Source organism: Pseudomonas sp. FW305-25, assembly GCF_017351415.1.
Classification (GTDB): domain Bacteria; phylum Pseudomonadota; class Gammaproteobacteria; order Pseudomonadales; family Pseudomonadaceae; genus Aquipseudomonas; species Aquipseudomonas chlororaphis.
Genome location: NZ_JACNDE010000030.1, coordinates 61,740 through 86,928, shown reverse-complemented (window position 1 = coordinate 86,928; position 25,189 = coordinate 61,740). Strand labels below are relative to the sequence as shown.

Here is a 25,189-nt window from a genome sequence, read left to right as displayed (position 1 = left end):
CTTCGACTGCGCCGGAAGTGGGGCGAATTATAGACTTCCAGAATCTGCCGTCAACCCCTAATTTGCTTTTACTATGAATAAACCTGAAAACACCCCAAAAGGGGTGTTTTCAGGCCTCTTATATAGAAGGGATCAGATGCTCTCTATATAGAAGAGCGCATTCACACCACGCCCGAGGCTCGCAAGGCATCCACGGACTCAAGCTCAAGCCCCAGCACTCGCTGCAGAACCTGGGCGGTATGCTCTCCTAATAGAGGAGGCGCATAACGGTACTCGACCGGCGTCTCGGAGAGACGGATCGGACTCGCTACCTGAGGCACCAACCCCGCCAACGCATGAGGCAGCTCGATCGCCAACCCGCGCGCTTTGACCTGCGGGTCCTCGAACATCTGCGCCAGATCGTTGATAGGGCCGCAAGGCACCCCCGCCTGCTCCAACTGGGCAACCCACTCAGCGGTGGTCTTGAACACCGTGGCCTGACGGATCAATGGAATCAGCACCGCCCGATTGGCAACCCGCAGCTTATTAGTCGCAAAGCGCGGATCGTCCGCCCACTGCGGCTGGCCCGCCACCTCGGCAAACTTGCGGAACTGCCCGTCATTTCCCACGGTAAGGATGAAATCGCCATCCGCCGTGGGAAAGTCCTGATAAGGCACGATATTCGGGTGAGCATTACCCAGGCGCTTGGGAGCGACTCCGGTGGTCAGGTAGTTCATCGCCTGGTTGGCCAGACACGCAACCTGTACATCCAGCAACGCCATATCAATGTGCTGCCCACCGCCGTCATGCTGCCGGTGCGCCAATGCGGCAAGAATCGCCACAGTCGAGTACAACCCCGTCAGGATATCCGTCAATGCCACGCCGACTTTCACCGGCCCGGCGCCCTCATCACCCTCGGGACGCCCGGTCAGGCTCATCAGCCCGCCCAGCCCCTGGATCATGAAGTCGTAGCCGGCACGCTTGGCATAAGGCCCGGTCTGGCCAAAGCCGGTAATGGAGCAATAGATCAGATTAGGGTTGAGCGCCTTCAGCGACTGATAGTCCAACCCATAGGCCGCCAGACCGCCAACCTTGAAGTTCTCGATCAGAATGTCGGACTTGGCCGCCAACTCGCGCACCAGGCGCTGACCTTCCGGCCGAGTGAAGTCGATAGTCACCGATTGCTTGTTTCGGTTGGCCGACAGGTAATAGGCAGCCTCCGTAGTGTTCTCACCATAAGCGTCCTTGAGGAAAGGCGGCCCCCAGGCGCGCGTATCGTCACCATTACCCGGACGCTCGACCTTGATCACCTCGGCCCCCAGGTCCGCCAGGATCTGACCGGCCCAAGGCCCGGCCAGCACTCGCGACAAGTCCAGCACCCGCAAATGAGATAACGCGCCCATGACCGTTCTCCTATCAGTAGAACGCCTGGATGCCGGTCTGTGCGCGCCCCAGGATCAGCGCATGGACGTCATGAGTCCCTTCGTAGGTGTTCACCACCTCCAGGTTAACCAGGTGACGGGCGATGCCGAACTCGTCGGAGATGCCGTTACCGCCCAGCATGTCGCGGGCCATGCGAGCGATGTCCAGCGACTTGCCGCAGGAGTTGCGCTTCATGATCGAGGTGATTTCCACCGCAGCCGTACCTTCATCCTTCATCCGGCCCAAACGCAGGCAGCCTTGAAGGGCGAGGGTGATCTCGGTCTGCATGTCCGCCAGTTTTTTCTGGATCAGTTGGGTAGCCGCCAGCGGGCGGCCGAATTGCTGACGGTCCAACGTGTATTGGCGAGCGGTGTGCCAGCAGAACTCGGCCGCACCCAGGGCGCCCCAGGAAATACCGTAGCGGGCAGAGTTCAGGCAGGTGAACGGACCTTTCAGACCCCGTACATCCGGGAAGATGTTCTCTTCCGGCACAAAGACGTTGTCCATGACGATTTCGCCGGTGATGGAAGCGCGCAGGCCGACCTTACCGTGAATCGCCGGAGCACTCAGACCTTTCCAACCTTTCTCCAGTACGAAGCCGCGGATATCCCCAGCATCGTCCTTGGCCCAGACCACGAACACATCAGCAATCGGGCTGTTGGTGATCCACATCTTGCTACCAGTCAGGCTGTAACCGCCATCGACCTTACGGGCACGGGAAATCATCGCGCCCGGGTCGGAACCATGGTTAGGCTCGGTCAGACCAAAGCAGCCGATCCACTCGCCAGAGGCCAGCTTCGGCAAATACTTCTGCTTCTGGGCTTCGGTACCAAATTCATTGATCGGCACCATCACCAGGGAGGACTGCACGCTCATCATCGAGCGGTAGCCGGAGTCAACACGCTCCACTTCGCGGGCAATCAGGCCGTAGCAGACATAGTTCAGACCGCTGCCGCCGTACTGTTCGGGAATGGTGGCACCCAGCAGGCCAACTTCGCCCATTTCACGGAAGATCGCCGGGTCGGTCTTTTCATGACGGAAAGCTTCGAGCACACGCGGCGCCAGCTTGCCTTGAGCGAATTGCTCGGCACTGTCGCGCACCATGCGCTCCTCTTCAGTGAGCTGTTGATCCAGCAGAAGGGGATCGATCCAGTTGAAGCTTGCTTTACCGCCCATGAGTGAGTCCTCGTGAAGTAGGTCAACGTTCGTGGACTGATCCTAGGCCGGCTTTGCGGGCGCGGCAAACGAGGATTTCGCATACTGTTGTGCTAATTTCTCACTCCGTAACAGCCGAAAGCGGCTTTTTGCGATTCCATTAGTGAGGTTGCCGTACATGCGCAGAAAGATCCCCAGCACTGCCGCCCTCATCAGCTTCGAAGCTGCCGCCCGTCACGAGAGCTTTACCAAGGCAGCGCAGGAGCTTTCGCTGACCCAAGGTGCAATTTGCCGACAGATCGCCAGCCTGGAAGAGTTTCTCGGAGTCGAGCTGTTCCGCCGGTCCCGACGCGGCGTCAAGCTGACCGAGGCGGGGCTCTCCTACAGCCGCCGCGTGGCGACTCAACTGGACGCAGTGGAACGCGACACGCTGTCCGTCATGGGCCAGCAGGGCGCCAACGTCATCGAGCTGGCAGTGGTCCCGACCTTTGGCACCCAATGGCTATTACCCCGACTCAAGGATTTTCAGCAGCGACACCCGGAAGTCACGGTCAACCTGACCAACCGCACCCGGCCTTTCCTGTTCGCCGATACCGACTTCGACGCCGCGATTTACTTTGGCGATGCCGACTGGTCGGGTACCCAATCCCATCGCCTGATGGGAGAAACCCCGATGCCGGTATGCAGCCCCGAAACCCTGGGCAATCGCACCCGGCTAAGCGCTGAAGAAATCGCCGAGTTGCCGCTGCTGCAGCAGACCACGCGCCCCTATGCCTGGCGGCAATGGTTCAACTCACAGCACCTGAATATCCCGCGAGACATGACAGGCCCGCGTTACGAACTATTCTCCATGCTGGCGCAAGCCGCCATGCACGACATGGGTATAGCCCTGATCCCGCCATTCCTTATTCAACGGGAGCTGAGGGAAAAGCGCCTGGTGATCGCCAACCCCGAAGCACTGGCGAGCATCAAGGCGTATTACCTGATGATTCCCGAGCGCAAGGTGGAATCAGCGTCTTTACGGGCTTTTCGTGATTGGCTGGTGGAACAGGCACAAGGCTACAGCCTTGAGAAATAGCAGGGCAGGGCGACAAGCTGACTTCGTAGTCAGAAAAAACAAAACACTACAGATATAACTAAATGTCGCATTTAGGCAGACTGTATCGATAAGCGGAACAACCGTCCTATAAGTGCCTAACCACGCGGCTTGTAGGGCTTTTTTAGGGCCATAAACGCCCATTCACATGAGCAATGTGAAAAATGTTTTATTTTCCGTCGAAATCCTTACAAGGCACGGCTTGCAAGGGATTGAGCCCTACCCTTGCGACATTCGGTCACGGGGTGACTTGTAGTTAATTTTCCGTCACCCCTCATAATCCCTTGAAGGGCGTAATGTTCGCCTGCAAAATGCCGCGCCCCGCCTTGATTCTGGCGGGATCGTGCTGATCGGCCGCCCCAGCTGCACCATCCGTAGTGCGCTGGCCTTCTAAAAAAGATCGAAAGCAATAAGATCACGCAGGAGATTTGACGTGCACATTGGTGTTCCTCTCGAGACCCAAACGGGTGAAACACGGGTTGCTGCAACCCCGGAAACCATCAAGAAACTGATCGGCCAGGGTCATAAAGTCACTGTGCAGAGCGGCGCCGGCATCAACGCCAGTGTTGTCGACAGTGCCTATGAAGCGGCAGGTGCAACCATTGGCAGCGCCAACGATGCATTCGGCGCGGAGCTGATTCTCAAGGTCGTGGCTCCCAGCGACAGCGAACTGGCCCTGATCAAGAGCGGCACCGTCCTGGTGGGCATGCTCAATCCGTTCAGCAATGAAACCATTGCCAAGATGGCCGAGCGCGGCATCACCGCCTTCGCCCTGGAAGCAGCGCCGCGTACCTCGCGGGCTCAGAGCCTGGATGTGCTGTCCTCGCAAGCCAACATCGCCGGTTACAAGGCAGTGCTGCTGGCTGCCCACTATTACCCGCGCTTCATGCCGATGCTGATGACCGCCGCGGGCACCGTGAAAGCCGCTCGCGTACTGATTCTCGGTGCCGGCGTTGCCGGCCTGCAGGCCATCGCCACCGCCAAGCGCCTGGGCGCCGTGATCGAGGCCTCGGACGTGCGTCCGGCGGTCAAGGAACAGATCGAATCCCTGGGGGCCAAGTTCGTCGACGTGCCTTACGAGACCGATGAGGAGCGTGAATGCGCCGTCGGTGTCGGTGGCTACGCACGCCCGATGCCTGCCAGCTGGATGCAGCGCCAGGCCCAGGCCGTGCACGAACGCGCCAAGCAGGCCGACATCGTGATCACCACCGCCCTGATTCCAGGCCGCAAGGCGCCAGTACTGCTGAGCGCCGAAACCGTGGCCCAGATGAAGCCGGGATCGGTGGTCGTAGACCTCGCCGCGGCCCAGGGCGGCAACTGCCCGCTGACCGTGGCGGATCAGGTGGTGGTCGAGAATGGCGTGACCATCGTCGGCCCGACCAACCTGGCCGGCGCTGTCGCTGCCGACGCCTCGGCGCTGTACGCCCGCAACCTGCTGGACTTCCTGAAGCTCGTCTTCACCAAAGAAGGTCAGTTCGAGGTCAACCTAGAAGACGACATCGTCGCCGCGTGCCTGATGTGCCGCGACGGCCAAGTCATCCGTAAAAACGCCTAAGCAGGGATTCAGACGATGGAAGAGCTTATCTCCCCCGGTATCTACAACCTGATCATCTTCGTGCTGGCGATTTATGTCGGTTATCACGTGGTCTGGAACGTTACGCCCGCACTGCACACGCCGCTGATGGCGGTGACCAACGCCATTTCGGCGATCGTGATCGTCGGCGCCATGCTGGCCGCCGCCCTGACCGTGACGCCGCTGGGCAAGACCATGGGCACGCTGGCCGTGGCCCTGGCCGCGGTCAACGTGTTCGGCGGCTTCCTGGTAACCCGCCGCATGCTTGAGATGTTCAAGAAAAAAGCCCCGAAAGCCGTAAAAGAAGAGGCGCCCAAGTAATGAGCATGAATCTGGTAACGACGCTCTACCTGATCGCGTCGATCTGCTTTATCCAGGCCCTCAAAGGCCTGTCGCACCCGACCTCCTCGCGTCGCGGCAACCTGTTCGGCATGCTCGGCATGGCCCTGGCGATCGTCACCACCGTCGGCCTGGTATTCAAGCTCGGCGCGGAGCTGGCGACCGTTGGCATCGGCTACGTGATCGTCGGCCTGCTGATCGGCGGCACCGCCGGTTCGATCATGGCCAAGCGCGTGGAAATGACCAAGATGCCGGAGCTGGTGGCCTTCATGCACAGCATGATCGGTCTGGCGGCGGTGTTCATTGCCATTGCCGCCGTGGTGGAGCCGCAGTCCCTGGGCATCGTCAAGCAGCTGGGTGATGCGATTCCGGCCGGTAACCGCCTGGAACTGTTCCTCGGTGCGGCCATCGGTGCCATCACCTTCTCCGGTTCGGTGATCGCCTTCGGCAAGCTGTCGGGCAAGTACAAGTTCCGCCTGTTCCAGGGCGCACCGGTACAGTTCGGCGGCCAACACAAGCTGAACCTGGTTCTCGGCCTGGCAACCCTGGGCCTGGGCGTGACCTTCATGCTCACCGGCAACCTCGGCGCCTTCGCCCTGATGCTGGTCCTGGCCTTCGTGCTGGGCGTGCTGATCATCATCCCGATCGGCGGCGCCGACATGCCGGTGGTGGTGTCGATGCTCAACAGCTACTCGGGCTGGGCGGCGGCGGGGATCGGCTTCTCGCTGAACAACTCGATGCTGATCATCGCCGGCTCCCTGGTGGGCTCGTCCGGTGCGATCCTGTCGTACATCATGTGCAAGGCGATGAACCGTTCGTTCTTCAACGTACTGCTTGGCGGCTTCGGCAACACTGCCGACGCTGGCGGCCCGGCGGGCGCGCAAGAGGCCCGCCCGGTGAAGTCCGGTTCGGCCGACGACGCGACCTTCCTGCTGACCAACGCCGACACCGTGATCATCGTTCCGGGTTACGGCCTGGCGGTCGCCCGGGCACAGCACGCGTTGAAAGAGCTGACCGAGAAACTGACTCACCGTGGCGTGACCGTGAAGTACGCGATCCACCCGGTAGCAGGGCGCATGCCCGGCCACATGAACGTGCTGCTGGCCGAGGCCGAAGTGCCGTACGACCAGGTGTTCGAGATGGAAGACATCAACTCCGAGTTCGGCCAGGCTGACGTGGTGCTGGTGCTCGGCGCCAACGACGTGGTCAACCCGGCGGCGAAGAACGATCCGAAATCGCCGATCGCCGGCATGCCGATTCTCGAAGCGTTCAAGGCCAAGACCGTCATCGTCAACAAGCGTTCGATGGCCAGCGGCTATGCCGGCCTGGACAACGAACTGTTCTACCTGGACAAGACCATGATGGTGTTCGGCGACGCCAAGAAAGTCATCGAAGACATGGTCAAAGCCGTCGAGTAAAACCTGCTCCAGCGCAACACCCAAGACCTCAGCCTTTAGTAGGCTGGGGTTTTTTATTTCCCGCACAAACCCGACAAAAGGCTCTAAATCGCGGCCTTTCATTCGACCTTGGTAGCGGGACGAATTTTTTTGAAATCACTAGACTGCGCATCTTGCTTCCGCTGCCCGAGATAACAATCCATGTACCGTGATCGTATCCGCTTGCCTTCGTTGTTGGATAAGGTGATGAGCGCCGCCGACGCTGCCGCTCTGATTCAGGACGGCATGACCGTCGGCATGAGCGGTTTCACCCGCGCCGGCGAAGCCAAGGCCGTGCCCCATGCGTTGGCCGAGCGCGCCAAGGTAACCCCACTGAAAATCAGCCTGATGACCGGCGCCAGCCTGGGCAATGACCTCGACAAGCAACTCACCGAGGCCGGTGTCCTGGCTCGACGCATGCCGTTCCAGGTCGACAGCACCCTGCGCAAGGCGATCAATGCCGGCGAGGTGATGTTCATCGACCAGCACCTGTCGGAAACCGTGGAACAGTTGCGCAACCAGCAGCTCAAGCTGCCGGACATCGCTGTCATCGAAGCCGTGGCGATCACCGAGCAGGGCCATATCGTGCCGACCACCTCGGTGGGCAACTCCGCCAGTTTCGCAATCTTCGCCAAGCACGTGATCGTCGAGATCAACCTGGCGCACAACCCGAACCTGGAAGGCCTGCACGACATCTATATCCCAACCTACCGGCCGACCCGCACGCCCATCCCGCTGGTGAAGGTCGACGACCGTATCGGCAGCACCGCCATCCCGATCCCGGCGGAGAAGATCGTCGCGATCGTCATCACCAACCAGGCGGACTCGCCATCCACCGTCTCGACCCCTGACAGCGAAACCCAGGGCATCGCCAATCACCTGATCAACTTCTTCAAGCAGGAAGTGGACGCTGGCCGCATGAGCAACAAGCTCGGCCCCCTGCAGGCAGGCATCGGCAATATCGCCAACGCGGTGATGTGCGGCCTGATCGAGTCGCCGTTCGAAGATCTGACCATGTACTCCGAAGTGCTGCAGGACTCGACTTTCGACCTGATCGACGCCGGCAAGCTGAGCTTCGCCTCAGGCAGCTCGATCACCCTGTCGAGCCGCCGCAACGCCGATGTGTTCGGCAACCTGGAACGTTACAAGGACAAGCTGGTACTGCGCCCGCAGGAGATCTCCAACCACCCGGAAGTGGTGCGTCGCCTGGGCATCATCGGCATCAACACCGCCCTGGAGTTCGACATCTACGGCAACGTCAACTCCACCCACGTCTGCGGCACGCGGATGATGAACGGCATCGGTGGTTCGGGGGACTTCGCGCGCAACGCGCACCTGGCGATCTTCGTCACCAAGTCCATTGCCAAGGGCGGGGCGATTTCCAGCGTGGTGCCGATGGTCAGTCACGTCGACCACACCGAGCATGACGTCGACATCCTGGTGACCGAGATCGGCCTGGCCGACCTGCGTGGTCTGGCGCCACGGGAGCGGGCACGGGTAATCATCGACAACTGTGTACACCCGGACTATCGCCAGGCGCTGAATGACTACTTCACCGCCGCCTGCGCCCTGGGCGGTCACACACCACACGTCCTGCGCGATGCTCTGCGCTGGCACATGAACCTGGAAGAAACCGGGCGCATGCTCGCTGTGTGATGGGTACAGTCGATGGCTGACGCAAGCACAGTTGTGTCAGCTCATCGACAACCCTTAAACACTTGTCAAAAACTGTACTGCTGTACCGGTACTTTCCCCCCTCAAAACCCTACCTTTTTCGAGAAAACACCTTGAAACGCACCTAAATGGTGCTGACAGGTACAGTTGCATCATTTCCGAACAGTACAGCACCTATAAACAGTTAACTGGTCCCTCACAATACAGATGAACTGTATCTAGAGAGACTGGCGCGAGAGGAGGATCATGGGCACCAGTTAAACCACTACCTAATCCCGCCACAAGCGGAAGGATGCACACCATGGAACGTACACTCAGTTCCGAACTGTTCTTCGAAGACAAAGCTGCAAAAGCCCAGGCTTCCATGCCTCTGCGCGTTCTCGCCAACCTGATGCTGTGGCAGCGCCGCATCTCCAGCCGCCACCAACTGGCTCGCCTGGATTCGCGTCTGCTGGCTGACGCAGGTATCAGCGAAGCTCAACGCTACGAAGAGCTGAGCAAGCCGTTCTGGCGCTAAGTTAGCGTCGCTGGCTCTGACCCACCAGGTCCACCGCCAGCACCCCGAATTGAAAAAACGAAACCCGTCGCGGGCAACCGCGACGGGTTTTGTCGTTCAAGGCCTGGCAATGCCGGAAGCCGCCGGTACAGAAAGGGTATGGCTCGGCAGATACAGTTTAAATATAAACAAAACTGAACCAGTACAATTTTATACCGGTGTATCTGTATGCATGCCTGCATGAATAGCAACATGGTGTCCCAAGTCCCTGACTTCGGCCTGCCGAAAGGACCGCACCATGAACCACATACCAGGACGTATCGCACCTCTCAGCTTTTCCCATCCTCAGATAAGCGTGTGGAAACGCTTGTACCGCGCCTTGTGCCAGATGCAGCAGAACGCCCGAACACGTCGAGTGCTGGCAGGGCTCAACGATCAGCAATTATCCGATGTAGGTATCAGCCACAGCGATCGCATGGCCGAACTGGATAAGCCCTTCTGGCGCTAGTTCGCACCAGGACAGCATGAAGAGGGCTATTCGAACAGATGGGGTGGGCCTAATATCCGGTAGCGTGTAGCGATTTTCCTGAAGGGGCGTCTGATTCATCTGCCCCACAGTGACTACCCGGTGCCCACTCAGCACCACCCTATCTGTTATCAAGGAGTTTTACCTATGTCCCGTCTTCGCCTGCTCAGCGCTGCTGCCTTGCTGGCCTTGGCCTCCAACGCCCACGCCTCCAGCTTTATCGTTACCACCGATGCGGTAGTCGGCGCACTCAAGGCCACTTCCGATGCGACTTCCGACGTCACATCCTCGTTCCGTGACAACAAAATCGTGCGCGCCGCTCGTGACGACGCCGCCAGTTTTGTCGCTACCGAAGGCGCCATTCGCGGTGTGAAGCTGGAAAGCGCGTTTGACCACATCCGCCAGCAGTTGCCACAACTGAGCGCTACTGACGCCCAGCTCGCTCAGGCCATCCTGACGATCTGACTTCCGCTCCGGTGCCGGGTGCGCCAACGCACCCGAAACCCTGGGCGCTGGCTCTCGCCCGGGCATTGCGCTAGCCTTGCCGCTGGTTTTTCAGCTGTCGAGACTCATGCGTTTTTTCAGATCCTTGCTTACCGTCCCTTTGTTGATTGTCCTGTGTTGGACTGGCTCGGCCGCTGCTTTCGACCTGAGCACGCAAGGCCTGGTCATCACGGGCTACGCCACCAGCAAAGTGACCTCCGCACCTTTCGACAACAAACGCGTACTGGCGGCCCAGGATGATGCCGCGGCGTTCATTGCCACTGACGGCCACCTGCGCGGAGCCCGGCTGGAATCAGCCCTGAAATACCTGCGTAAAACCCAGCCACAACTTCATGTCGGCGACCTTGAACTGGCGCAGGCAATTCTCGTCCAATAACTATCCCTGTCATCCCGGAGTCGTTCCATGCGTAGCCCGCTGATTGCTGCCACCCTTGGCCTGTTGCTGTTGGCTGATGTGGCCCAGGCGCAAACCCTGGTAGCCACCAGTAACATCATCGTTCGAGCCTTTGGTCGTACCATCGATTTCACCTCGGACACCACCACCTCCATCCGCGACTCGAAAATCGTACGTGCCGCCCATGACGACGCCGCCAGCTTCGTCGCCAGCGACGGCGATATTCGTGGCGCCCAACTGGAAGCCGCCTTCGATACCTTGCGTAACCGTGTGCCGCAAGCCCGCGGCGCCAGTGATCAGGTGCTCGCCGAAGCCATCCTCGCACTGTGAGGCCGCTCGCCGCCTGGCTGCTGGGCGCAGCGCTGTTACTCCTGGGCAACAGCGCCCAGGCCGGCCTGCAACTGCGGCTCAAGACCGAAGGCTTGAGCCCGGAGCAGCAGCACGCCAGCCAGGCGCTGCTGGATGAAGCGATGCAAGCGCTGCCGCCGCGCTTCATCGAACAACTGGACCGTCGCATCGATGTCGGCTGGACCGACGACATGCCTCACAACGCCTACGGCCAGGCATCGCTGGTCGACGAACTCGACCTGAATCGCAAACTGCTGGCCAGCCTCACCGACGGTAGCGCGGCCACCCAGAAGACCCATCGCCCCCATGGCACCGTGCGCCGGGAAATGCTCGCCACCGTGCTGCATGAGCTCACCCATATTTATGACCGTTCGCGCCTGTGGTCGGGTGCCGAACGCACGCTGATCCAGCGCTGCAGCCGCCAGAACAGCGCCTCGGGCCTGATCGGGCTGCCGGACCAGTGCCGTGGCCAGACCGCGCGCCGTTTCACCCTCAGCGACGACCCGCGCCTGCTCGACCTCGCCGGCTGGCCGCAGTACGTTGGCCGCCGCGGCGAACGCGAGCAGTACAACCGCCAGGTCGCCCGCAGCCCGGACATCTACGAAACGACCAACCCCAAAGAGTTCGTCGCGGTGAACATGGAGTACTTCCTCCTGGACCCGAGCTACGCCTGCCGCCGACCGGCGCTGTACCGTTATTACCAGGAACACTTCGGCTGGGCACCGAAGGCCAAGGACACCTGCGCCCAGTCCTTCGCCTTCCTCAATGCCGGCAACGACTTCGCCAAGCAGCCGCTGGGCAAGGTCGACCCGGAGCGGGTCTATGCCGTGGATTACCTGCTGGCCGAAGCCAACCAGAACTGGGTCAGCCGCTGGGGGCACAGCATGTTGCGCCTGGTGATCTGCGCACCTGGCCGGCCGCGTGGGCCGGATTGCCGGCTGGACCTCGAGCAGCACCTGGTGCTGTCCTACCGCGCCTTTGTCGGTGACGTGCAGCTGTCGAGCTGGGACGGCCTGGTCGGCAAATACCCGTCCCGCCTGTTTATCCTGCCATTGGCCCAGGTCATCGATGAATACACCAAGACCGAGCTGCGCAGCCTGGCTTCGGTGCCGCTGAACCTGTCGCGCAACGAGATCGAAGAAGTGGTCGAGCGTGCCGCCGAGATGCACTGGAGCTACGACGGCAACTATTACTTCCTGTCCAACAACTGCGCCGTGGAAAGCCTGAAGCTGCTGCGCAGCGGCAGCAACAATGCCCAGCTCACCGGGCTCGACAGCATCATGCCCAACGGCCTGCTGGAAGTGCTCAAGGGCCGCGGCCTGGCCGACACCAGCGTGCTGGACGATCCTCGCGAAGCCTTGCGCCTGGGGTATCGCTTCGACTCTTTCCGCGACCGCTACCAGGCGATGTTCGAGGTGTTGAAAAAACACCTGCCGATCAAACAGAACAGCGTCGAAGACTGGCTGTCCCTGAGTGCCGCGCAGCGTCGCCAGTGGTTCGACCAGGCGGACCTGCGCACCAGCGCCGCCTTGCTGCTGCTCGAACAGGCGAGCTTCCGGCGCCAGCTGCTGCTGGCCCAGGATGAGGTCAAGCAGCGTTATCTGGGGGCTCGCGAGCTGCAGAACGGCGGCATGGACAAGGCCAACAAGACTCTGCAGGAAATCCTCGCCAACAGTGGCTTCCTCAGTCGCCCGGCCGAATTGCTCGGTAGCAGCGGTTATGGCTTGCCGCAGCCGAGCGAATGGCAACGCCTGGAAGCGGAAAGCAGCCTGCGCCAGAAACAGCTGCAAGCCCTGACCGGCGATCTGGACAAGGAAGTGCGCGCGTTGCTGGAGCCGAGCCGCGCTGCCGAAATCGCCGCCAACGAGGCCAACCTGAAACAGCTCGGCGAACATCTGCGGGCCTTGCACAAGGCGGCGGGCGGGCTGGAACTGCCCTGACGTCAAAAGCTTCGCGGGCAAGCCTCGCTCCTACGAGAATGCGCAGGAACGAGGCTTGCCTGCGAAGCGATCCCACAACCTTACAACGTCTCCTCGGCCTCTCCCGGCAACTGCTCATCCAGATGCAACCAGGGCAAACGGCTGTCGGTCCAGATATGCCGCTCGGCCGGCGCCAGCTCCGGATGGTCCAGGGTGGCGATGGTCACATCGATGCTGTCCGGGCTCAATTGGGTGATCAGCGCCAGATGCGCTCCGCAGTTCGGGCAGAAATACCGCGCACAACCGGGCGAAGAGTCGTAGCGGGCCGGCGTCCCGGCCAGCCATTGGAAAGCCTGGCGGGGCAGGGTGATCCAGGTAGTCACCAGGCCGCCGCTGACCCGTCGGCAGATCGAACAATGGCAATGGGCGATATCGCGCAGCGGCCCGCTGAACTGATAACGCAGCTGGCCGCAGTGGCAACCGCCGGTGTGCAACAGGCTCATACAAGGACCTCCCAGCGACTGTTCGGGAAAACTCGGCCAACGGGCCGATCTGGTTGTTTTTTAACCGCACGTCGGCTCGCGACGCATCCACTCATTGCTTTCCACAACGAAAGGTAGCTGAAAGCTTCCGCGATTAGGATCGCCTCCACTGCCGGCAACAGACCGGTTGGCCAATGGGCGTTTTTGCGCCTCCAGGCCCAATTAACAACAACAATGGTGATTCTGATGTCCGTTCGTACCCGCCTTTTCGTCCCGCTTCCTCCAGCCCGTCCCGCGCTTCCCGTTCTGCGCTGACCCCATCCGGTTCGCCATTCCCTAGCCGCGCTACGCCTGGAGTATTCCCATGCTGACTTTCCTTGGCTTCGCCATGGTCATCACCTTCATGTTCCTGATCATGACCAAGCGCCTGTCCGCGCTGATCGCCCTGATCATCGTTCCGATCCTGTTCGCGCTGTTCGGCGGCTTCGCCCCGAAGATCGGCCCGATGATGCTCGAGGGCATCACCAAGCTGGCACCGACCGGCGTGATGCTGATGTTCGCCATCCTGTATTTCGCCCTGATGATCGACTCCGGCCTGTTCGACCCGGCCGTGCGCAAGATCCTCAAGCTGGTCAAGGGTGACCCGCTCAAAGTCTCGGTCGGTACCGCTGTGCTCGCGCTGGTGGTGTCTCTGGACGGCGACGGCGCCACCACCTACATGATCTGCGTGGCGGCCATGCTGCCGCTGTACAGCCGCATCGGCATGAGCCCGCGGATCATGGCCGGCCTGATCATCCTGGCCGGCGGTGTGATGAACATGACTCCCTGGGGTGGCCCGACCGCCCGTGCCGCCAGTGCGCTGCATGTCGACCCGTCGGATATCTTCGTGCCGATGATCCCGGCGATGCTGGCCGGCGTAGTGGCAATCCTGGCGATCGCCTACATGTACGGCAAGCGCGAACGTGCGCGCCTGGGCGAACTGCACCTGCAGGGCGACGAGATCGACCACAGCGAAATCAGCGTTTCGCAGTTCCCGGATGCTCGTCGTCCGAAGCTGATCTGGTTCAACGGCGCTCTGACCTTCGCCCTGATGTGCGCACTGATCGCCGGCCTGTTGCCGCTACCTGTGCTGTTCATGGTGGCCTTCAGTATCGCGATGATCGTCAACTACCCGTGCCTGCAACAGCAGAAGGATCGCGTCGCGGCCCATGCCGGCAGCGTGCTGGCGGTGGTCGGGCTGATCTTCGCCGCCGGTATCTTCACCGGCATCCTGTCCGGTACCGGCATGGTCGATGCCATGTCCAAGAGCCTACTGGCGGTGATTCCGGATGCACTGGGCCCGTACCTGGCGGTGATCACCGCGCTGGTGAGCATGCCGTTCACCTTCTTCATGTCCAACGACGCCTTCTATTACGGTGTGTTGCCAGTCCTCGCCGAGGCCGCCAGTCACTACGGCATCACCGCGGTGGAAATGGCACGTGCCTCGATCGTCGGCCAACCCGTGCACTTGCTGAGCCCGCTGGTACCATCCACCTACCTGCTGGTAGCCCTGGCCGGTATCGAGTTCGGCGATCACCAGCGCTTCACCCTCAAGTGGGCAGTGCTGGTTTGCCTGTGCATAATGTTCGCCGCCTTGCTGATGGGGATTTTTCCGCTGTTCAGCACTCTATAAAAAGCAATTGACTCACCGCGCCGGCCGCTAGACTTCGTTCTCGGAAATCTCGACTGGCGCGGTACAACACTCGCTCAAAGGAATACACATGGAATGGCTGACCAACCCGGAAATCTGGGTTGCCTTCTTTACCCTGACCGCCCTGGAAATCGTCCTGGGTATCGATAACATCATCATGATCTCGATCCTGGTCAGCCGCATGCCCAAGCACATGCAGGCACGGACCCGGATTTTCGGTCTGGCGCTGGCCATGATCACGCGGATCCTCCTGTTGCTGTCGATCACCTGGGTCATGCGCCTGACCGCCGACCTGTTCGTGGTCTTCGGCCAGGGTATTTCCGGGCGTGACCTGATCCTGTTCTTCGGTGGCCTGTTCCTGCTCTGGAAGAGCTCCCAGGAGATGTACCACTCCCTGGAAGGCGAGGACGAAACCGCGGAAGAGCCAGGCGGCAAGGGCGGCAACTTCCTCTACACCATCATCCAGATCGCGATCATCGACATCGTGTTCTCCCTGGACTCGGTGATCACCGCCGTCGGCATGGTCTCCCATGTACCGGTCATGGTCGCGGCGATCATCGTCGCGGTGCTGGTGATGATGCTGGCTTCGGGCACCATCAGCGAGTTCATCGACAAGCACCCGTCGCTGAAAATGCTGGCGCTGTCGTTCCTGCTGGTGGTCGGTACCGTACTGATCGCCGAGGCGTTCGAAGTGCACGTGCCAAAAGGCTACGTCTACTTCGCCATGGCCTTCTCGCTGGCGGTGGAGGCGATCAACATCAAGATGCGCACCGCCATCGCGAAAAAGAAAAAGCAGCAGGACCCGGTGAAACTGCGCAAGGACATCCCGGGTCAATAACCCGAGAGCGCAGCAGGAAAAGGGGCTTTCGAGCCCCTTTTTCACGCCTGCAGAAAGTCGTTTTCTTTATGACAGTTTTGTTTCAATCGCCGCATCAGCTATGCGATGCTGGCGCACAGACCGTTAGCCAACTACAGCTTAAGTACAGAACGTAGAACAACGCGCGGCACCGTTAACTTGCCCCTCTGGGGCGCTATTCACCACAGGGGGCCGTTATGCTCACCCTGCTCAATTTGCTGTCCGCCGTGGCCTTGCTGATCTGGGGCACGCATATCGTCCGCACCGGCATCCTGCGGGTCTATGGCTCGAACCTGCGCCACCTGATCGGCCAGAACATGGCCAAGCGTCCGTTGGCTTTCATCGCCGGGATCCTGGTCACCGCCATGGTCCAGAGCAGCAACGCCACGGCGATGCTGGTCACCTCGTTCGTCGGCCAGGGGCTGATGGCCCTGACACCCGCCCTGGCGACCATGCTCGGCGCCGACGTCGGCACCGCGCTGATGGCCCGGGTACTGACCTTCGACCTGTCCTGGCTGTCACCGCTGCTGATCTTTCTCGGGGTGATCTTCTTCCTGTCGCGCAAACAGACCCGCGCCGGCCAGCTCGGGCGGGTAGGGATCGGCCTGGGGCTGATCATCCTGGCGCTGCAATTGATCGTCGAAGCCGCCGCGCCCATCACCCATGCCCAGGGCGTGAAAGTCCTGTTCGCCTCGCTGACCGGCGATATCCTGCTCGACGCCCTGATGGGCGCGCTGTTCGCCATGATTTCCTACTCCAGCCTGGCGGCCGTGCTGCTCACCGCGACCCTGGCCGGCGCTGGCGTGATCAGCCTGCCGGTGGCCATCGGCCTGGTGATCGGCGCCAACATCGGCAGCGGGGTGCTGGCTTTCCTCAGCACCAACATGCAGAACGCCGCCGGCCGCCAGGTGGCGCTGGGCAGCCTGCTGTACAAGCTGATCGGCCTGGTGCTGATCATTCCGGTGCTCGACCCGCTCGCCCACTGGATGGACAGCCTGGACTTCAGCCCGCAAGAAGTGGTGATCGGTTTCCACTTGCTCTACAACACCCTGCGTTGCCTGGTACTGCTACCGACGGTCGGGCCGATGGCCAAGGTCTGCACCTGGTTGCTGCCGGAGCGCCCGGAAACCAATGGCCGGGCCAAGCCTCGCCACCTCGATCCGACCGCCCTGGCCACCCCCAGCCTGGCCCTGGCCAACGCGGCGCGGGAAACCCTGCGCATCGGCGACCTGGTCGAAACCATGCTCGAAGCCGTGCGCGATGTGCTGCACGGCAAGCAGACCGCGATCACCCAGGAAATGCGCAACCTCAACGACGATGTCGAAGTGCTCTATAACGCGATCAAACTCTACCTGGCGCAGATGCCCCGGGAAGACCTGGGCGAGCAGGACAGCCGGCGCTGGGCCGAGATCATCGAACTGGCGATCAACCTGAAACTGGCCAGCGACCTGATCGAACGCATGCTGCGCAAGGTCCAGCAGCAGAAGACCGCGCAGCGTCGCTCCTTTTCCGAAGTCGGCCTGGAAGAACTGGCCGGCCTGCATGAACAGCTGATCGCCAACCTGCGCCTGGGGCTCTCGGTATTTCTCAGCGCCGATCCGGAAAGCGCGCGCCAGCTGCTGCGGGAAAAACGCCGCTTTCGCGCTCAGGAACGTCGCCTGGCCCATGCCCATGTCAGCCGCCTGCAACGTAAAATCGTCCAGAGCATCGAGACCAGCTCGCTGCACCTGGAGCTGATCGCCGATATGAAGCGCTTGAATTCGCTGTTCTGCGGCAGCGCCTACGTGGTGCTGGGTTCCTCCGAAACCGGCGCGCTCGCCGTGGACGATATGGCTGACATCACCCATTCACCCTGAACGTCCAGAGTTACTCGAAGTCTGTTGAACTTACGCCCGTCGTAAGGAAGCCCGTTATGCGTTGCCTGTTATTCGCCTGTCTGCTGCTCGGATCAGCCCATTCGTTTGCCCTGGATCGCTTCCAGGTCGAGGGCTACATGCTGCCCAACGGCCTGCAGTTGCTGCTCAAGCCGGGCAACGTGCGCGGCCACGTGGCGATTCGCCTGGTGGTCGGGGTAGGGCTGGACGACTTCGGCTGCGCCGACAAGGAACTGCCGCATGTGCTCGAACACCTGCTGTTCAGCGGCATCGACGCCAGCGGCGAGGGTGGGCTGGAGGAACGCATGCAAGCCCTGGGCGGCGAGTGGAATGCCTACACCAGCAATGCCGACACCACCTTCGTCATCGAGGCCCCGGCGAAAAACCAGCGCAAGGTGCTGGACCTGCTGCTGGCCCTCTTGACCCGCACCGAACTCGACGACACTGCCTTGCAAACGGCGAAACGGGTGGTCGAGCGCGAGGACGGCGGGCACTACTCGCACCTGCAACGCTGGCTGGACCGCCAGGACCTGGGCCACACCGCCAGTAACCAGCTGGCGGTGGAGCTGGGCCTGAAGTGCGCCGAACGGGCCGAGGTCGATCAACTGACCCTGGAACAGCTGGAGCAGTTGCGCAAGGACTGGTACGCGCCGAACAACATGACCCTGATCGTCGTCGGCGACCTTGACCGCCTGTTGCCGGCCTACCTGGAACGCAGCTACGGCGCGCTGGAACCGGTGGAGCCCAGCGAGCACCAGGGCCTGCCGGACATTCAACAAACGGCCGCCGCCGAGCGCAGCCTGATCCACGGCTGGGTCGGCGACAGCGCCAAGCTGCACTGGCTGTTCCCCGAACCGACCCTCGACCGGCAGCACGATGAAACCTTCGATCTGCTCAAGGATTACCTGGACTGGGCGCTGTACCAGAAACTGCGCCTGCAGCATGAGCTGTCCTACGGGCCGAACAGCGAACGCGAGGTGTTCGGCGGCGTCGGTTTTCTCAGCCTGAATGCCGACCTGGAGCGCGCGGACGTCCCCGAGGCCCGGCAAGCGATCGACGAGCTCAAGGCGCAACTGCTCAAGGACGGCCTGGAGCCGGCCACCTTCGCCCGTCTGCAACAGGCCGCCATTGCTCGCCAGGCCTGGGCGGTACAGGGCAATAGCGCCCTGGCGGACTACTACTGGGGCGCCTTGAGCGACTATGCGGACGGGCGTTTCAGCGACCCGGCCAAGCGCCTGCAAGCCGTCAGCCTGAAGCAGGCCAACCAGGCCATGCGCCAACTGCTGGAACAGCCCGGCTACCTGCGGATCGAAAAACCGCTGCTGAGCTATGCGGCCTTGAGCGGGCTGATCCTCGGCGCACTGCTATTGATTGTTCTGGCGCTGTTCGGCTGGCGGGCTTATCGCAAACGAATCCGTGCCTGATGCGTCTTTTGTCATGCTAAACCGTTATTCTGTCGGGGATTTTTTCTAGTGTGATCGCCGAATGCCAAACCTGACTCATTACATGCAGCGCATCCTGGAACTGATGAAGCGCTACCCAGGGGTCATTGCGCTCGGCGGTTTCATTTCCGGTGTCGGCAGTTTCATCCTGGTGGACCGCCAACAGGGCCTGGCCACCTGGATCGCCGTGATCATGCTGGTGAGCTGGATCTGGCTGATGCTGGAAAACAGCCTGACCCAGCTGTTCACCAAGATCTTCAAGCGGGAAATCCCCCAGCCGCTGCTGCGTTACGCAACGCAGATGATTCACCAGGAAAGCCTGTTTTTCGTCCTGCCGTTCTTCTTCATCACCACCGCCTGGAACAGCGGGCAGCTGGTATTCACCGGCCTGCTGGGCGCCTCGGCGCTGGTCTCGATCATCGACCCGCTGTACTACAAATGGCTGGCCCCACGCCGCTGGCTGTTCCTCGCCCTGCACACCCTGACGCTGTTCGCCGCGTTGCTGACCGCGCTGCCGATCATCCTGCACCTGACCACCGCGCAGAGCTTCAAGCTGGCCCTGGGCATCGCCATGCTGCTGTCGTTCCCCAGCCTCGCGTCGATCTTCCCGATCCGCAACCTGCGCGGCGCGCTGATGCTGCTGGGCATGACCCTGGCCATCGGCGGCACTGGCTGGCTGCTGCGCTCCTGGGTTCCGCCGGCGACCTTGTGGATCGCCGAGGAAGCCATCAGCACCCAGTTGCAGGACCGCACCCCCGGCGCCAGCCTCAAGGAGGTCAGCGCCAACGACGTGCGCAGCGCCGGGCTGTATGCCTACACCGCGATCAATGCGCCGCGTGGGCTGGACGAGCGCATTTATCACGTCTGGCAATTCAACGGTAAAGAGGTCGACCGAGTGGCCCTGGACATCCACGGCGGGCGCAAGGAGGGCTACCGCGCCTGGTCGCACAAGCAGAACTTCCCCGGCGATCCGACCGGCAGCTGGCAGGTCCGGGTGCTGACCGAAGACGGGCAGGTGATCGGCGTGCTGCGCTTCAAGATCACCGGCACCAACGGGCAAGACTCAGCACCTTAGTACAAGGCAAAGTCGTCTCGATCGTGGTATTACGTAGCACTGCGTAAAAACCATACAAGCACGGAGCTTATGACTCAGAGCACGACGGCCGGCAGTGCCCAACTGGATACGTCGAGTTCCCCCTCGCGGTTGCGAGTCGCGGGGGACTGGACGCTCGTCCATTACACCGAGCTCAAGCACCTCTGCGAAAAGCTCACCGGACAGTACGACGCCAGCACCCACATCGACCTCAACGGCCTCGGCGCCCTGGATACCGCGGGCGCCTCGCTGCTGGTCGAACTGCTGGGCTCCGAGCGTCTCGGCCAGTCCACCGAACACCCCGACTGCACCTTGTCTTCGGCCGACCGCGCGCTGCTGCAGACCGTCTACTGCTCGCTGACCGATTTCTGCGTGCCGCTCAAGGAGCCGGAAATATCGGTCGGTATCCAGTTGCTGACCCGGATCGGCAAGGCGGTCGACGCCATCTGGCAGGACACCCTGAAGCTGCTGGGTTTCGTCGGCCTGATCCTCGAAACCCTGGCCCGCGGCCTGCTGCGCCCCAAGCGCTGGCGCATCACGCCGATGGTCGCGCATATCGAGCAGACCGGCCTCGACGCCGCGCCCATCGTCGCCTTGCTGACCTTTCTGGTGGGCGCCGTGGTGGCCTTCCTCGGCGCCACGGTGCTGCAGAGTTTCGGCGCCAGCATCTTTACCGTGGACCTGGTGGCGTTCTCCTTCCTGCGTGAGTTCGGTGTGCTGCTCACCGCGATCCTCATGGCCGGGCGGACCGCGAGCGCCTTCACCGCGCAAATCGGCTCGATGAAGGCCAACGAGGAAATCGACGCCATCCGCACCCTGGGCCTGGACCCGATGGAGCTGCTGGTGCTGCCCCGGGTCCTGGCGCTGCTGGTGGCGCTGCCGATGCTGACCTTCCTGGCGATGCTCTCGGGGATTGTCGGGGGCGGGGTGGTCTGTGCGCTGTCGCTGGATATCTCGCCGGCGATGTTCCTCGCCTTGCTGCAATCGGACATCGGCGTGCAGCACTTCCTGGTGGGCATGGTCAAGGCGCCGATCTTCGCCTTCCTGATCGCCGCCATCGGCTGCCTGGAAGGCTTCAAGGTCAGCGGCAGCGCCGAGTCCGTAGGCGCCCACACCACCTCCAGCGTGGTGCAATCGATCTTCGTGGTGATCGTCCTCGATGCCATCGCCGCGCTGTTCTTCATGGAGATGGGCTGGTGAACCGTTCAACCCGTCCGCCCGCCGAGGCGGTGATCGAAGTCCGTGGCCTGTGCAATCGCTTCGGCCCGCAGAGCGTGCACGAAAACCTCGACCTGGACCTGTACAAGGGCGAGATCCTCGCGGTGGTCGGCGGTTCGGGCAGCGGCAAGTCGGTGCTGCTGCGCAGCATCATCGGCCTGCGCCAGCCCAGCGAAGGTTCGGTGCGGGTATTCGGCCAGAATCTGCCGAGCCTGGCGGAACATGAGCGCTCGCTGATAGAACGGCGCTTCGGCGTGCTGTTCCAGAAGGGCGCACTGTTCTCGTCGCTGACCGTGACCGAAAACGTCGCCCTGCCGCTGATCGAGCATGCCGGCCTGAGCCGCGCCGACGCCGAGCACCTGGCGGCGGTGAAACTGGCGCTGGCCGGGTTGCCGTTGTCGGCGGCCGACAAATACCCGGCCTCGCTGTCCGGCGGCATGATCAAGCGTGCCGCCCTGGCCCGGGCGCTGGCCCTGGACCCGGACATCCTGTTTCTCGACGAACCCACCGCCGGCCTCGATCCGATCGGCGCCGCGGCTTTCGACCAATTGATCCTGACCCTGCGTGACGCCCTGGGCCTGAGCGTGTTCCTGGTCACCCACGACCTGGACACGCTGTACACCATCACCGACCGGGTGGCGGTGCTGGCACAGAAAAAGGTGCTGGTGGCGGATGCCATCGACCAGGTCGCCGAGACCGACGACGCCTGGATTCACGAATACTTCCATGGCCCTCGCGGCCGCGCGGCGTATCAGGCCGCTACACAGCTCAACGAGGTATGACATGGAAACCCGAGCCCATCATGTCCTGATCGGCCTGTTCACCGTGATTGTGGTGGTCGGCGCCCTGCTGTTCGGCCTGTGGCTGGCCAAGTCCAGCGTCGACACGGAGTTCAAGGACTACGAGATCATCTTCAACGAGGCCGTCAGCGGCCTGTCCAAAGGCAGCGCCGTGCAGTACAGCGGGATCAAGGTCGGCGATGTGGTCAGCCTGCGCCTGGACCCGAACGACCCGCGCCGGGTCCTGGCGCGGATCCGCCTGAGCGGCGAAACCCCGATCAAGGAAGACACCCAGGCCAAGCTGACCCTGACCGGCATCACCGGGACCTCGATCATCCAGCTCAGTGGCGGTACTCCACAAAGCCAGCCGCTTCTGGGCAAGGACGGCAAACTGCCGGTGATCGTCGCTTCGCCATCGCCGATCGCCCGCCTGCTGAACAACAGCGAAGACCTGATGACCAGCGTCAACCTGCTGCTGCACAACGCCAACAGCATGTTCTCGCCAGAGAACGTCGAGCGCATCGGCAACACCCTCGAACACCTGGAGCAGACCACCGGGGCCATCGCCGAACAGCGCGGCGACGTGCGCCTGGCCATGCAGCAACTGGCGTCCATCGGCAAGCAGGCCAGCGCCACCCTGGAACAGACCACCGCGCTGATGCGCAACGCCAACGGCCTGCTCAACGAGCAGGGCAAGCAGATGTTCGGCAGCGCCGAGCTGGCCATGCAATCGCTGGAACAGAGCAGCGCCACCCTCAACAAACTGCTGACCGACAATCAGGACTCGCTGAACAACGGCATCCAGGGCCTCAATGGCCTGGCGCCGGCCGTGCGCGAGCTGCGCGATACCCTGAGCTCGCTGCGGGCCATTTCGCGTCGCCTGGAAGCCAACCCCAGCGGCTACTTGCTGGGCAGTGACAAGAACAAGGAGTTCACGCCATGAAGCGTGCCTATCGCCTATTCGGCCGGCTGGCCCTGGCCGCCGGATTCGCCTTGAGCGGCGCCTGCTCGATCCTGCCCCAGGCCGACCCGGTGGATATCTATCGCCTGCCCGCGGCCCAGAGCGCCACAGCCCAGCCTCAGGGCCACGTGCAGCCCTGGTCCCTGCGCCTGACCAAACCCCTGGCGAGCGACGCCTTGAACAGCGCGAGAATCGCTGTGATCCCCCAAGGCGATGTGATCAGCAGCTACAAGGACGCGCGCTGGAGCGATCCGGCGCCGGTGCTGCTGCGCAATCGGCTGCTGGATGGGTTCCTCGCCGATGGCCGGGTGCAGTTGCTGGGCACCGACGACAGCGATGTGCAGACCGATCTCGAACTGGGCGGCAACCTGCAGGCATTCCAGAGCGAATACCAGGGCAAGGCGGTGGCGGTGGTGATCCGCCTGGATGCGCGCCTGGTGCGCGGCTACGACCAGAAGATCCTGGCCAGCCAGCGCTTCGAAGTGCGCCAGCCACTGAACGATACCAAGGTGCCGGCGGTGGTCGCCGGGTTTGGCCAGGCCGGGGACGCCTTGAACCGGCAGGTGGTGGAGTGGACGGTGAAGCAGGGCAGTCAGTTGGTCAGGCGTTGATGGCCTCATCGCGGGCAAGCCTCGCGCCTACAGGATGGTCCTGGTAGGAGCGAGGCTTGCCCGCGAATCGTTCCGAGCCTTAACCGAAGAACCAGTAGCACACCGCAATCGCCGCCACCACGCCGGCCAGCTCGGCCAGCAGGGCGCAGCCGACGGCATGGCGCGCCCGCTGGATGCCGACCGAGCCGAAGTACACCGCCAGCACATAGAAAGTGGTCTCGGTACTGCCCTGGATCGTCGCCGCGGCCAACGCCGGGAAACTGTCCACCCCCTGGGTCTGCATGGTTTCGATCAACATGGCCCGCGCGGCGCTGCCGGAGAAGGGCTTGACCAAGGCCGTCGGCAGGGCATCGACGAAGCGTGTGTCCCAGCCAGCCCATTCCACCAGATACCGGATGCCGTCCAGGCCGAAGTCCAGGGCGCCGGAGGCGCGCAGCACGCCCACCGCGCAGAGCATGGCCACCAGATACGGCAGCAGGTTCTTGGCGACGTCGAAACCTTCCTTGGCGCCCTCGACGAAGGCCTCGTAGACCTTGACCTTGCGCAGCGCGCCAATCACCAGGAACAACATGATCAGGCCGAACAGGGTCAGGTTGCCCAGGATCGACGACAGCGACGCCAGCGCGGTGGCCGACAGCGTGGCGAGCAAGGCCATGAAGCCACCCAGGGCCAGGGCGCCGGGAATCAGGTAAGCCAGCACCACTGGGTCCCACAGGCGCAAGCGCTGCATCACCGCGACCGACAGCAGGCCGACCAGGGTCGAGGCGCTGGTGGCTAGCAGGATCGGCAGGAACACCAGGGTCGGGTCGGCGGCGCCTTGCTGGGCGCGGTACATGAAGATGGTCACCGGCAGCAGGGTCAGGGACGAGGCGTTCAGCACCAGGAACAGGATCTGCGCGTTGCTCGCCGTGGTCGCGCTGGGGTTGAGGTCCTGCAAGGCGCGCATGGCCTTGAGGCCGATCGGCGTGGCGGCGTTGTCCAGCCCCAGGCCATTGGCTGCGAAGTTCAGGGTGATCAGGCCGATGGCCGGGTGCCCGGGCGGCACTTCCGGCATCAGGCGGGTGAACAGCGGGCCCAGGGCCTTGGCCAGCCAGTCGACGATCCCGGCCTTTTCGGCGATCCGCAAAAAGCCCAGCCACAAGGTCAGGGTGCCGAACAGCAGCACCATCACTTCCACCGACAGCTTGGCCATGGCGAAGATGCTTTCCACCATCGCCGCGAAGATCCCGGCGTTACCGCCGACCAGCCACTGCGCCAGCGCTGAAACGGCCGCCACGATGAAGAAGCCAAGCCACAGGCCATTGAGCATCAGTTATTCCCCC

The 25,189-nt window shown here is 62.3% G+C and carries 24 protein-coding genes; 20 read left to right on the top strand and 4 right to left on the bottom strand.

Annotated features, from left to right (window positions below):
• Nucleotides 1-161: 161 nt before the first annotated feature.
• Both J4E58_RS23800 and J4E58_RS23795 read right to left on the bottom strand, forming a co-directional pair.
• Nucleotides 162-1,382, bottom strand: coding sequence for a CaiB/BaiF CoA-transferase family protein (locus tag J4E58_RS23800; RefSeq protein WP_007924229.1), 1,221 nt, complete (start codon nt 1,380-1,382; stop codon nt 162-164).
• 13 nt (nt 1,383-1,395) lie between these two features.
• Nucleotides 1,396-2,577, bottom strand: coding sequence for an acyl-CoA dehydrogenase (locus J4E58_RS23795; RefSeq protein ID WP_007924234.1), 1,182 nt, complete (start codon nt 2,575-2,577; stop codon nt 1,396-1,398).
• Nucleotides 2,578-2,734: 157 nt separating this feature from the next.
• Here J4E58_RS23795 and J4E58_RS23790 point away from each other — a divergent pair, with 157 nt between their 5' ends.
• From J4E58_RS23790 to J4E58_RS23740, 11 genes are all read left to right on the top strand, one after another.
• Nucleotides 2,735-3,634 (top strand): LysR family transcriptional regulator, encoded by a 900-nt coding sequence (locus tag J4E58_RS23790; RefSeq protein WP_087092801.1) that lies wholly within the window; start codon nt 2,735-2,737, stop codon nt 3,632-3,634.
• A 451-nt stretch (nt 3,635-4,085) separates the two neighbouring features.
• Complete coding sequence (locus J4E58_RS23785) at nt 4,086-5,207, top strand: Re/Si-specific NAD(P)(+) transhydrogenase subunit alpha (protein WP_007924238.1); 1,122 nt, start codon at nt 4,086-4,088, stop codon at nt 5,205-5,207.
• Between the two features lie 15 nt (nt 5,208-5,222).
• Nucleotides 5,223-5,546, top strand: coding sequence for an NAD(P) transhydrogenase subunit alpha (locus J4E58_RS23780; RefSeq protein WP_003187010.1), 324 nt, complete (start codon nt 5,223-5,225; stop codon nt 5,544-5,546).
• Entirely contained in the window at nt 5,546-6,982 is a 1,437-nt protein-coding gene (locus J4E58_RS23775) for an NAD(P)(+) transhydrogenase (Re/Si-specific) subunit beta (RefSeq protein ID WP_087092802.1), read from the top strand. The genes J4E58_RS23780 and J4E58_RS23775 overlap by 1 nt, the downstream gene beginning before the upstream one ends.
• A 180-nt stretch (nt 6,983-7,162) precedes the next feature.
• Nucleotides 7,163-8,656 (top strand): acetyl-CoA hydrolase/transferase family protein, encoded by a 1,494-nt coding sequence (locus J4E58_RS23770; RefSeq protein WP_009041554.1) that lies wholly within the window; start codon nt 7,163-7,165, stop codon nt 8,654-8,656.
• Nucleotides 8,657-8,975: 319 nt separating this feature from the next.
• Nucleotides 8,976-9,191, top strand: coding sequence for a DUF1127 domain-containing protein (locus J4E58_RS23765; protein ID WP_087092803.1), 216 nt, complete (start codon nt 8,976-8,978; stop codon nt 9,189-9,191).
• Nucleotides 9,192-9,468: 277 nt separating this feature from the next.
• On the top strand, nt 9,469-9,678 hold the full coding sequence (locus J4E58_RS23760) for a DUF1127 domain-containing protein (protein WP_007924249.1): 210 nt from the start codon (nt 9,469-9,471) through the stop codon (nt 9,676-9,678).
• Between the two features lie 165 nt (nt 9,679-9,843).
• On the top strand, nt 9,844-10,161 hold the full coding sequence (locus J4E58_RS23755) for a DUF2388 domain-containing protein (protein WP_007924251.1): 318 nt from the start codon (nt 9,844-9,846) through the stop codon (nt 10,159-10,161).
• A 106-nt stretch (nt 10,162-10,267) separates the two neighbouring features.
• Nucleotides 10,268-10,576 carry a DUF2388 domain-containing protein gene (locus J4E58_RS23750; RefSeq protein ID WP_087092830.1) on the top strand — a complete coding sequence of 103 codons (309 nt, stop codon included), beginning with the start codon at nt 10,268-10,270 and terminating at the stop codon, nt 10,574-10,576.
• A 27-nt stretch (nt 10,577-10,603) separates the two neighbouring features.
• Nucleotides 10,604-10,924 carry a DUF2388 domain-containing protein gene (locus J4E58_RS23745; RefSeq protein ID WP_007924254.1) on the top strand — a complete coding sequence of 107 codons (321 nt, stop codon included), beginning with the start codon at nt 10,604-10,606 and terminating at the stop codon, nt 10,922-10,924.
• A complete protein-coding gene (locus J4E58_RS23740) occupies nt 10,921-12,882 on the top strand; it encodes a DUF4105 domain-containing protein (RefSeq protein ID WP_087092804.1) in 1,962 nt (653 codons plus the stop codon). Before J4E58_RS23745 ends, J4E58_RS23740 begins: the two co-directional genes overlap by 4 nt.
• An 80-nt stretch (nt 12,883-12,962) precedes the next feature.
• Here the strand turns inward: J4E58_RS23740 and J4E58_RS23735 are convergent, their stop codons facing one another.
• Nucleotides 12,963-13,364, bottom strand: coding sequence for a GFA family protein (locus J4E58_RS23735; RefSeq protein WP_062824094.1), 402 nt, complete (start codon nt 13,362-13,364; stop codon nt 12,963-12,965).
• A gap of 343 nt (nt 13,365-13,707) precedes the next feature.
• On the opposite strand from J4E58_RS23735, the gene J4E58_RS23730 reads away from it, so the two are divergent.
• From J4E58_RS23730 to J4E58_RS23690, 9 genes are all read left to right on the top strand, one after another.
• Nucleotides 13,708-15,015, top strand: coding sequence for a CitMHS family transporter (locus J4E58_RS23730; protein WP_007924260.1), 1,308 nt, complete (start codon nt 13,708-13,710; stop codon nt 15,013-15,015).
• A gap of 88 nt (nt 15,016-15,103) precedes the next feature.
• On the top strand, nt 15,104-15,871 hold the full coding sequence (locus tag J4E58_RS23725) for a TerC family protein (protein WP_007924262.1): 768 nt from the start codon (nt 15,104-15,106) through the stop codon (nt 15,869-15,871).
• Nucleotides 15,872-16,086: 215 nt separating this feature from the next.
• Nucleotides 16,087-17,745, top strand: a complete 1,659-nt coding sequence (locus J4E58_RS23720; protein WP_009041545.1) for a Na/Pi cotransporter family protein — start codon at nt 16,087-16,089, stop codon at nt 17,743-17,745.
• 56 nt (nt 17,746-17,801) lie between these two features.
• A complete protein-coding gene (locus tag J4E58_RS23715) occupies nt 17,802-19,187 on the top strand; it encodes a pitrilysin family protein (protein ID WP_087092805.1) in 1,386 nt (461 codons plus the stop codon).
• Nucleotides 19,188-19,248: 61 nt separating this feature from the next.
• Nucleotides 19,249-20,280, top strand: coding sequence for a DUF5924 family protein (locus J4E58_RS23710; protein WP_007924268.1), 1,032 nt, complete (start codon nt 19,249-19,251; stop codon nt 20,278-20,280).
• A gap of 69 nt (nt 20,281-20,349) precedes the next feature.
• Complete coding sequence (locus J4E58_RS23705; RefSeq protein ID WP_087092806.1) at nt 20,350-21,498, top strand: ABC transporter permease; 1,149 nt, start codon at nt 20,350-20,352, stop codon at nt 21,496-21,498.
• On the top strand, nt 21,495-22,298 hold the full coding sequence (locus J4E58_RS23700) for an ABC transporter ATP-binding protein (protein WP_007924271.1): 804 nt from the start codon (nt 21,495-21,497) through the stop codon (nt 22,296-22,298). The genes J4E58_RS23705 and J4E58_RS23700 overlap by 4 nt, the downstream gene beginning before the upstream one ends.
• A gap of 1 nt (nt 22,299) precedes the next feature.
• On the top strand, nt 22,300-23,238 hold the full coding sequence (locus J4E58_RS23695) for an MlaD family protein (RefSeq protein ID WP_053263262.1): 939 nt from the start codon (nt 22,300-22,302) through the stop codon (nt 23,236-23,238).
• A complete protein-coding gene (locus tag J4E58_RS23690; protein WP_087092807.1) occupies nt 23,235-23,867 on the top strand; it encodes an ABC-type transport auxiliary lipoprotein family protein in 633 nt (210 codons plus the stop codon). Before J4E58_RS23695 ends, J4E58_RS23690 begins: the two co-directional genes overlap by 4 nt.
• Nucleotides 23,868-23,946: 79 nt before the next feature.
• On the opposite strand, the gene J4E58_RS23685 is transcribed toward J4E58_RS23690, so the two are convergent.
• The gene (locus J4E58_RS23685) at nt 23,947-25,176 is read right to left on the bottom strand and encodes a nucleoside recognition domain-containing protein (RefSeq protein ID WP_007924275.1); all 1,230 of its coding nucleotides are present in this window, start codon (nt 25,174-25,176) and stop codon (nt 23,947-23,949) included.
• Nucleotides 25,177-25,189 lie beyond the last annotated feature (13 nt).

Excerpts from the sequence above, each read along its gene's own strand:
- J4E58_RS23790 (WP_087092801.1), top strand. The coding sequence starts at position 2,735 with ATGCGCAGAAAGATCCCCAGCACTGCCGCCCTCATCAGCTTCGAAGCT.
- J4E58_RS23775 (WP_087092802.1), top strand. The coding sequence starts at position 5,546 with ATGAGCATGAATCTGGTAACGACGCTCTACCTGATCGCGTCGATCTGC.
- J4E58_RS23725 (WP_007924262.1), top strand. The coding sequence starts at position 15,104 with ATGGAATGGCTGACCAACCCGGAAATCTGGGTTGCCTTCTTTACCCTG.
- J4E58_RS23710 (WP_007924268.1), top strand. The coding sequence starts at position 19,249 with ATGCCAAACCTGACTCATTACATGCAGCGCATCCTGGAACTGATGAAG.
- J4E58_RS23780 (WP_003187010.1), top strand. The coding sequence starts at position 5,223 with ATGGAAGAGCTTATCTCCCCCGGTATCTACAACCTGATCATCTTCGTG.
- J4E58_RS23720 (WP_009041545.1), top strand. The coding sequence starts at position 16,087 with ATGCTCACCCTGCTCAATTTGCTGTCCGCCGTGGCCTTGCTGATCTGG.
- J4E58_RS23765 (WP_087092803.1), top strand. The coding sequence starts at position 8,976 with ATGGAACGTACACTCAGTTCCGAACTGTTCTTCGAAGACAAAGCTGCA.
- J4E58_RS23770 (WP_009041554.1), top strand. The coding sequence starts at position 7,163 with ATGTACCGTGATCGTATCCGCTTGCCTTCGTTGTTGGATAAGGTGATG.
- J4E58_RS23800 (WP_007924229.1), bottom strand. The coding sequence starts at position 1,382 with ATGGGCGCGTTATCTCATTTGCGGGTGCTGGACTTGTCGCGAGTGCTG.
- J4E58_RS23735 (WP_062824094.1), bottom strand. The coding sequence starts at position 13,364 with ATGAGCCTGTTGCACACCGGCGGTTGCCACTGCGGCCAGCTGCGTTAT.
- J4E58_RS23715 (WP_087092805.1), top strand. The coding sequence starts at position 17,802 with ATGCGTTGCCTGTTATTCGCCTGTCTGCTGCTCGGATCAGCCCATTCG.
- J4E58_RS23695 (WP_053263262.1), top strand. The coding sequence starts at position 22,300 with ATGGAAACCCGAGCCCATCATGTCCTGATCGGCCTGTTCACCGTGATT.
- J4E58_RS23705 (WP_087092806.1), top strand. The coding sequence starts at position 20,350 with ATGACTCAGAGCACGACGGCCGGCAGTGCCCAACTGGATACGTCGAGT.
- J4E58_RS23745 (WP_007924254.1), top strand. The coding sequence starts at position 10,604 with ATGCGTAGCCCGCTGATTGCTGCCACCCTTGGCCTGTTGCTGTTGGCT.
- J4E58_RS23760 (WP_007924249.1), top strand. The coding sequence starts at position 9,469 with ATGAACCACATACCAGGACGTATCGCACCTCTCAGCTTTTCCCATCCT.
- J4E58_RS23755 (WP_007924251.1), top strand. The coding sequence starts at position 9,844 with ATGTCCCGTCTTCGCCTGCTCAGCGCTGCTGCCTTGCTGGCCTTGGCC.
- J4E58_RS23750 (WP_087092830.1), top strand. The coding sequence starts at position 10,268 with ATGCGTTTTTTCAGATCCTTGCTTACCGTCCCTTTGTTGATTGTCCTG.
- J4E58_RS23795 (WP_007924234.1), bottom strand. The coding sequence starts at position 2,577 with ATGGGCGGTAAAGCAAGCTTCAACTGGATCGATCCCCTTCTGCTGGAT.
- J4E58_RS23730 (WP_007924260.1), top strand. The coding sequence starts at position 13,708 with ATGCTGACTTTCCTTGGCTTCGCCATGGTCATCACCTTCATGTTCCTG.
- J4E58_RS23690 (WP_087092807.1), top strand. The coding sequence starts at position 23,235 with ATGAAGCGTGCCTATCGCCTATTCGGCCGGCTGGCCCTGGCCGCCGGA.
- J4E58_RS23685 (WP_007924275.1), bottom strand. The coding sequence starts at position 25,176 with ATGCTCAATGGCCTGTGGCTTGGCTTCTTCATCGTGGCGGCCGTTTCA.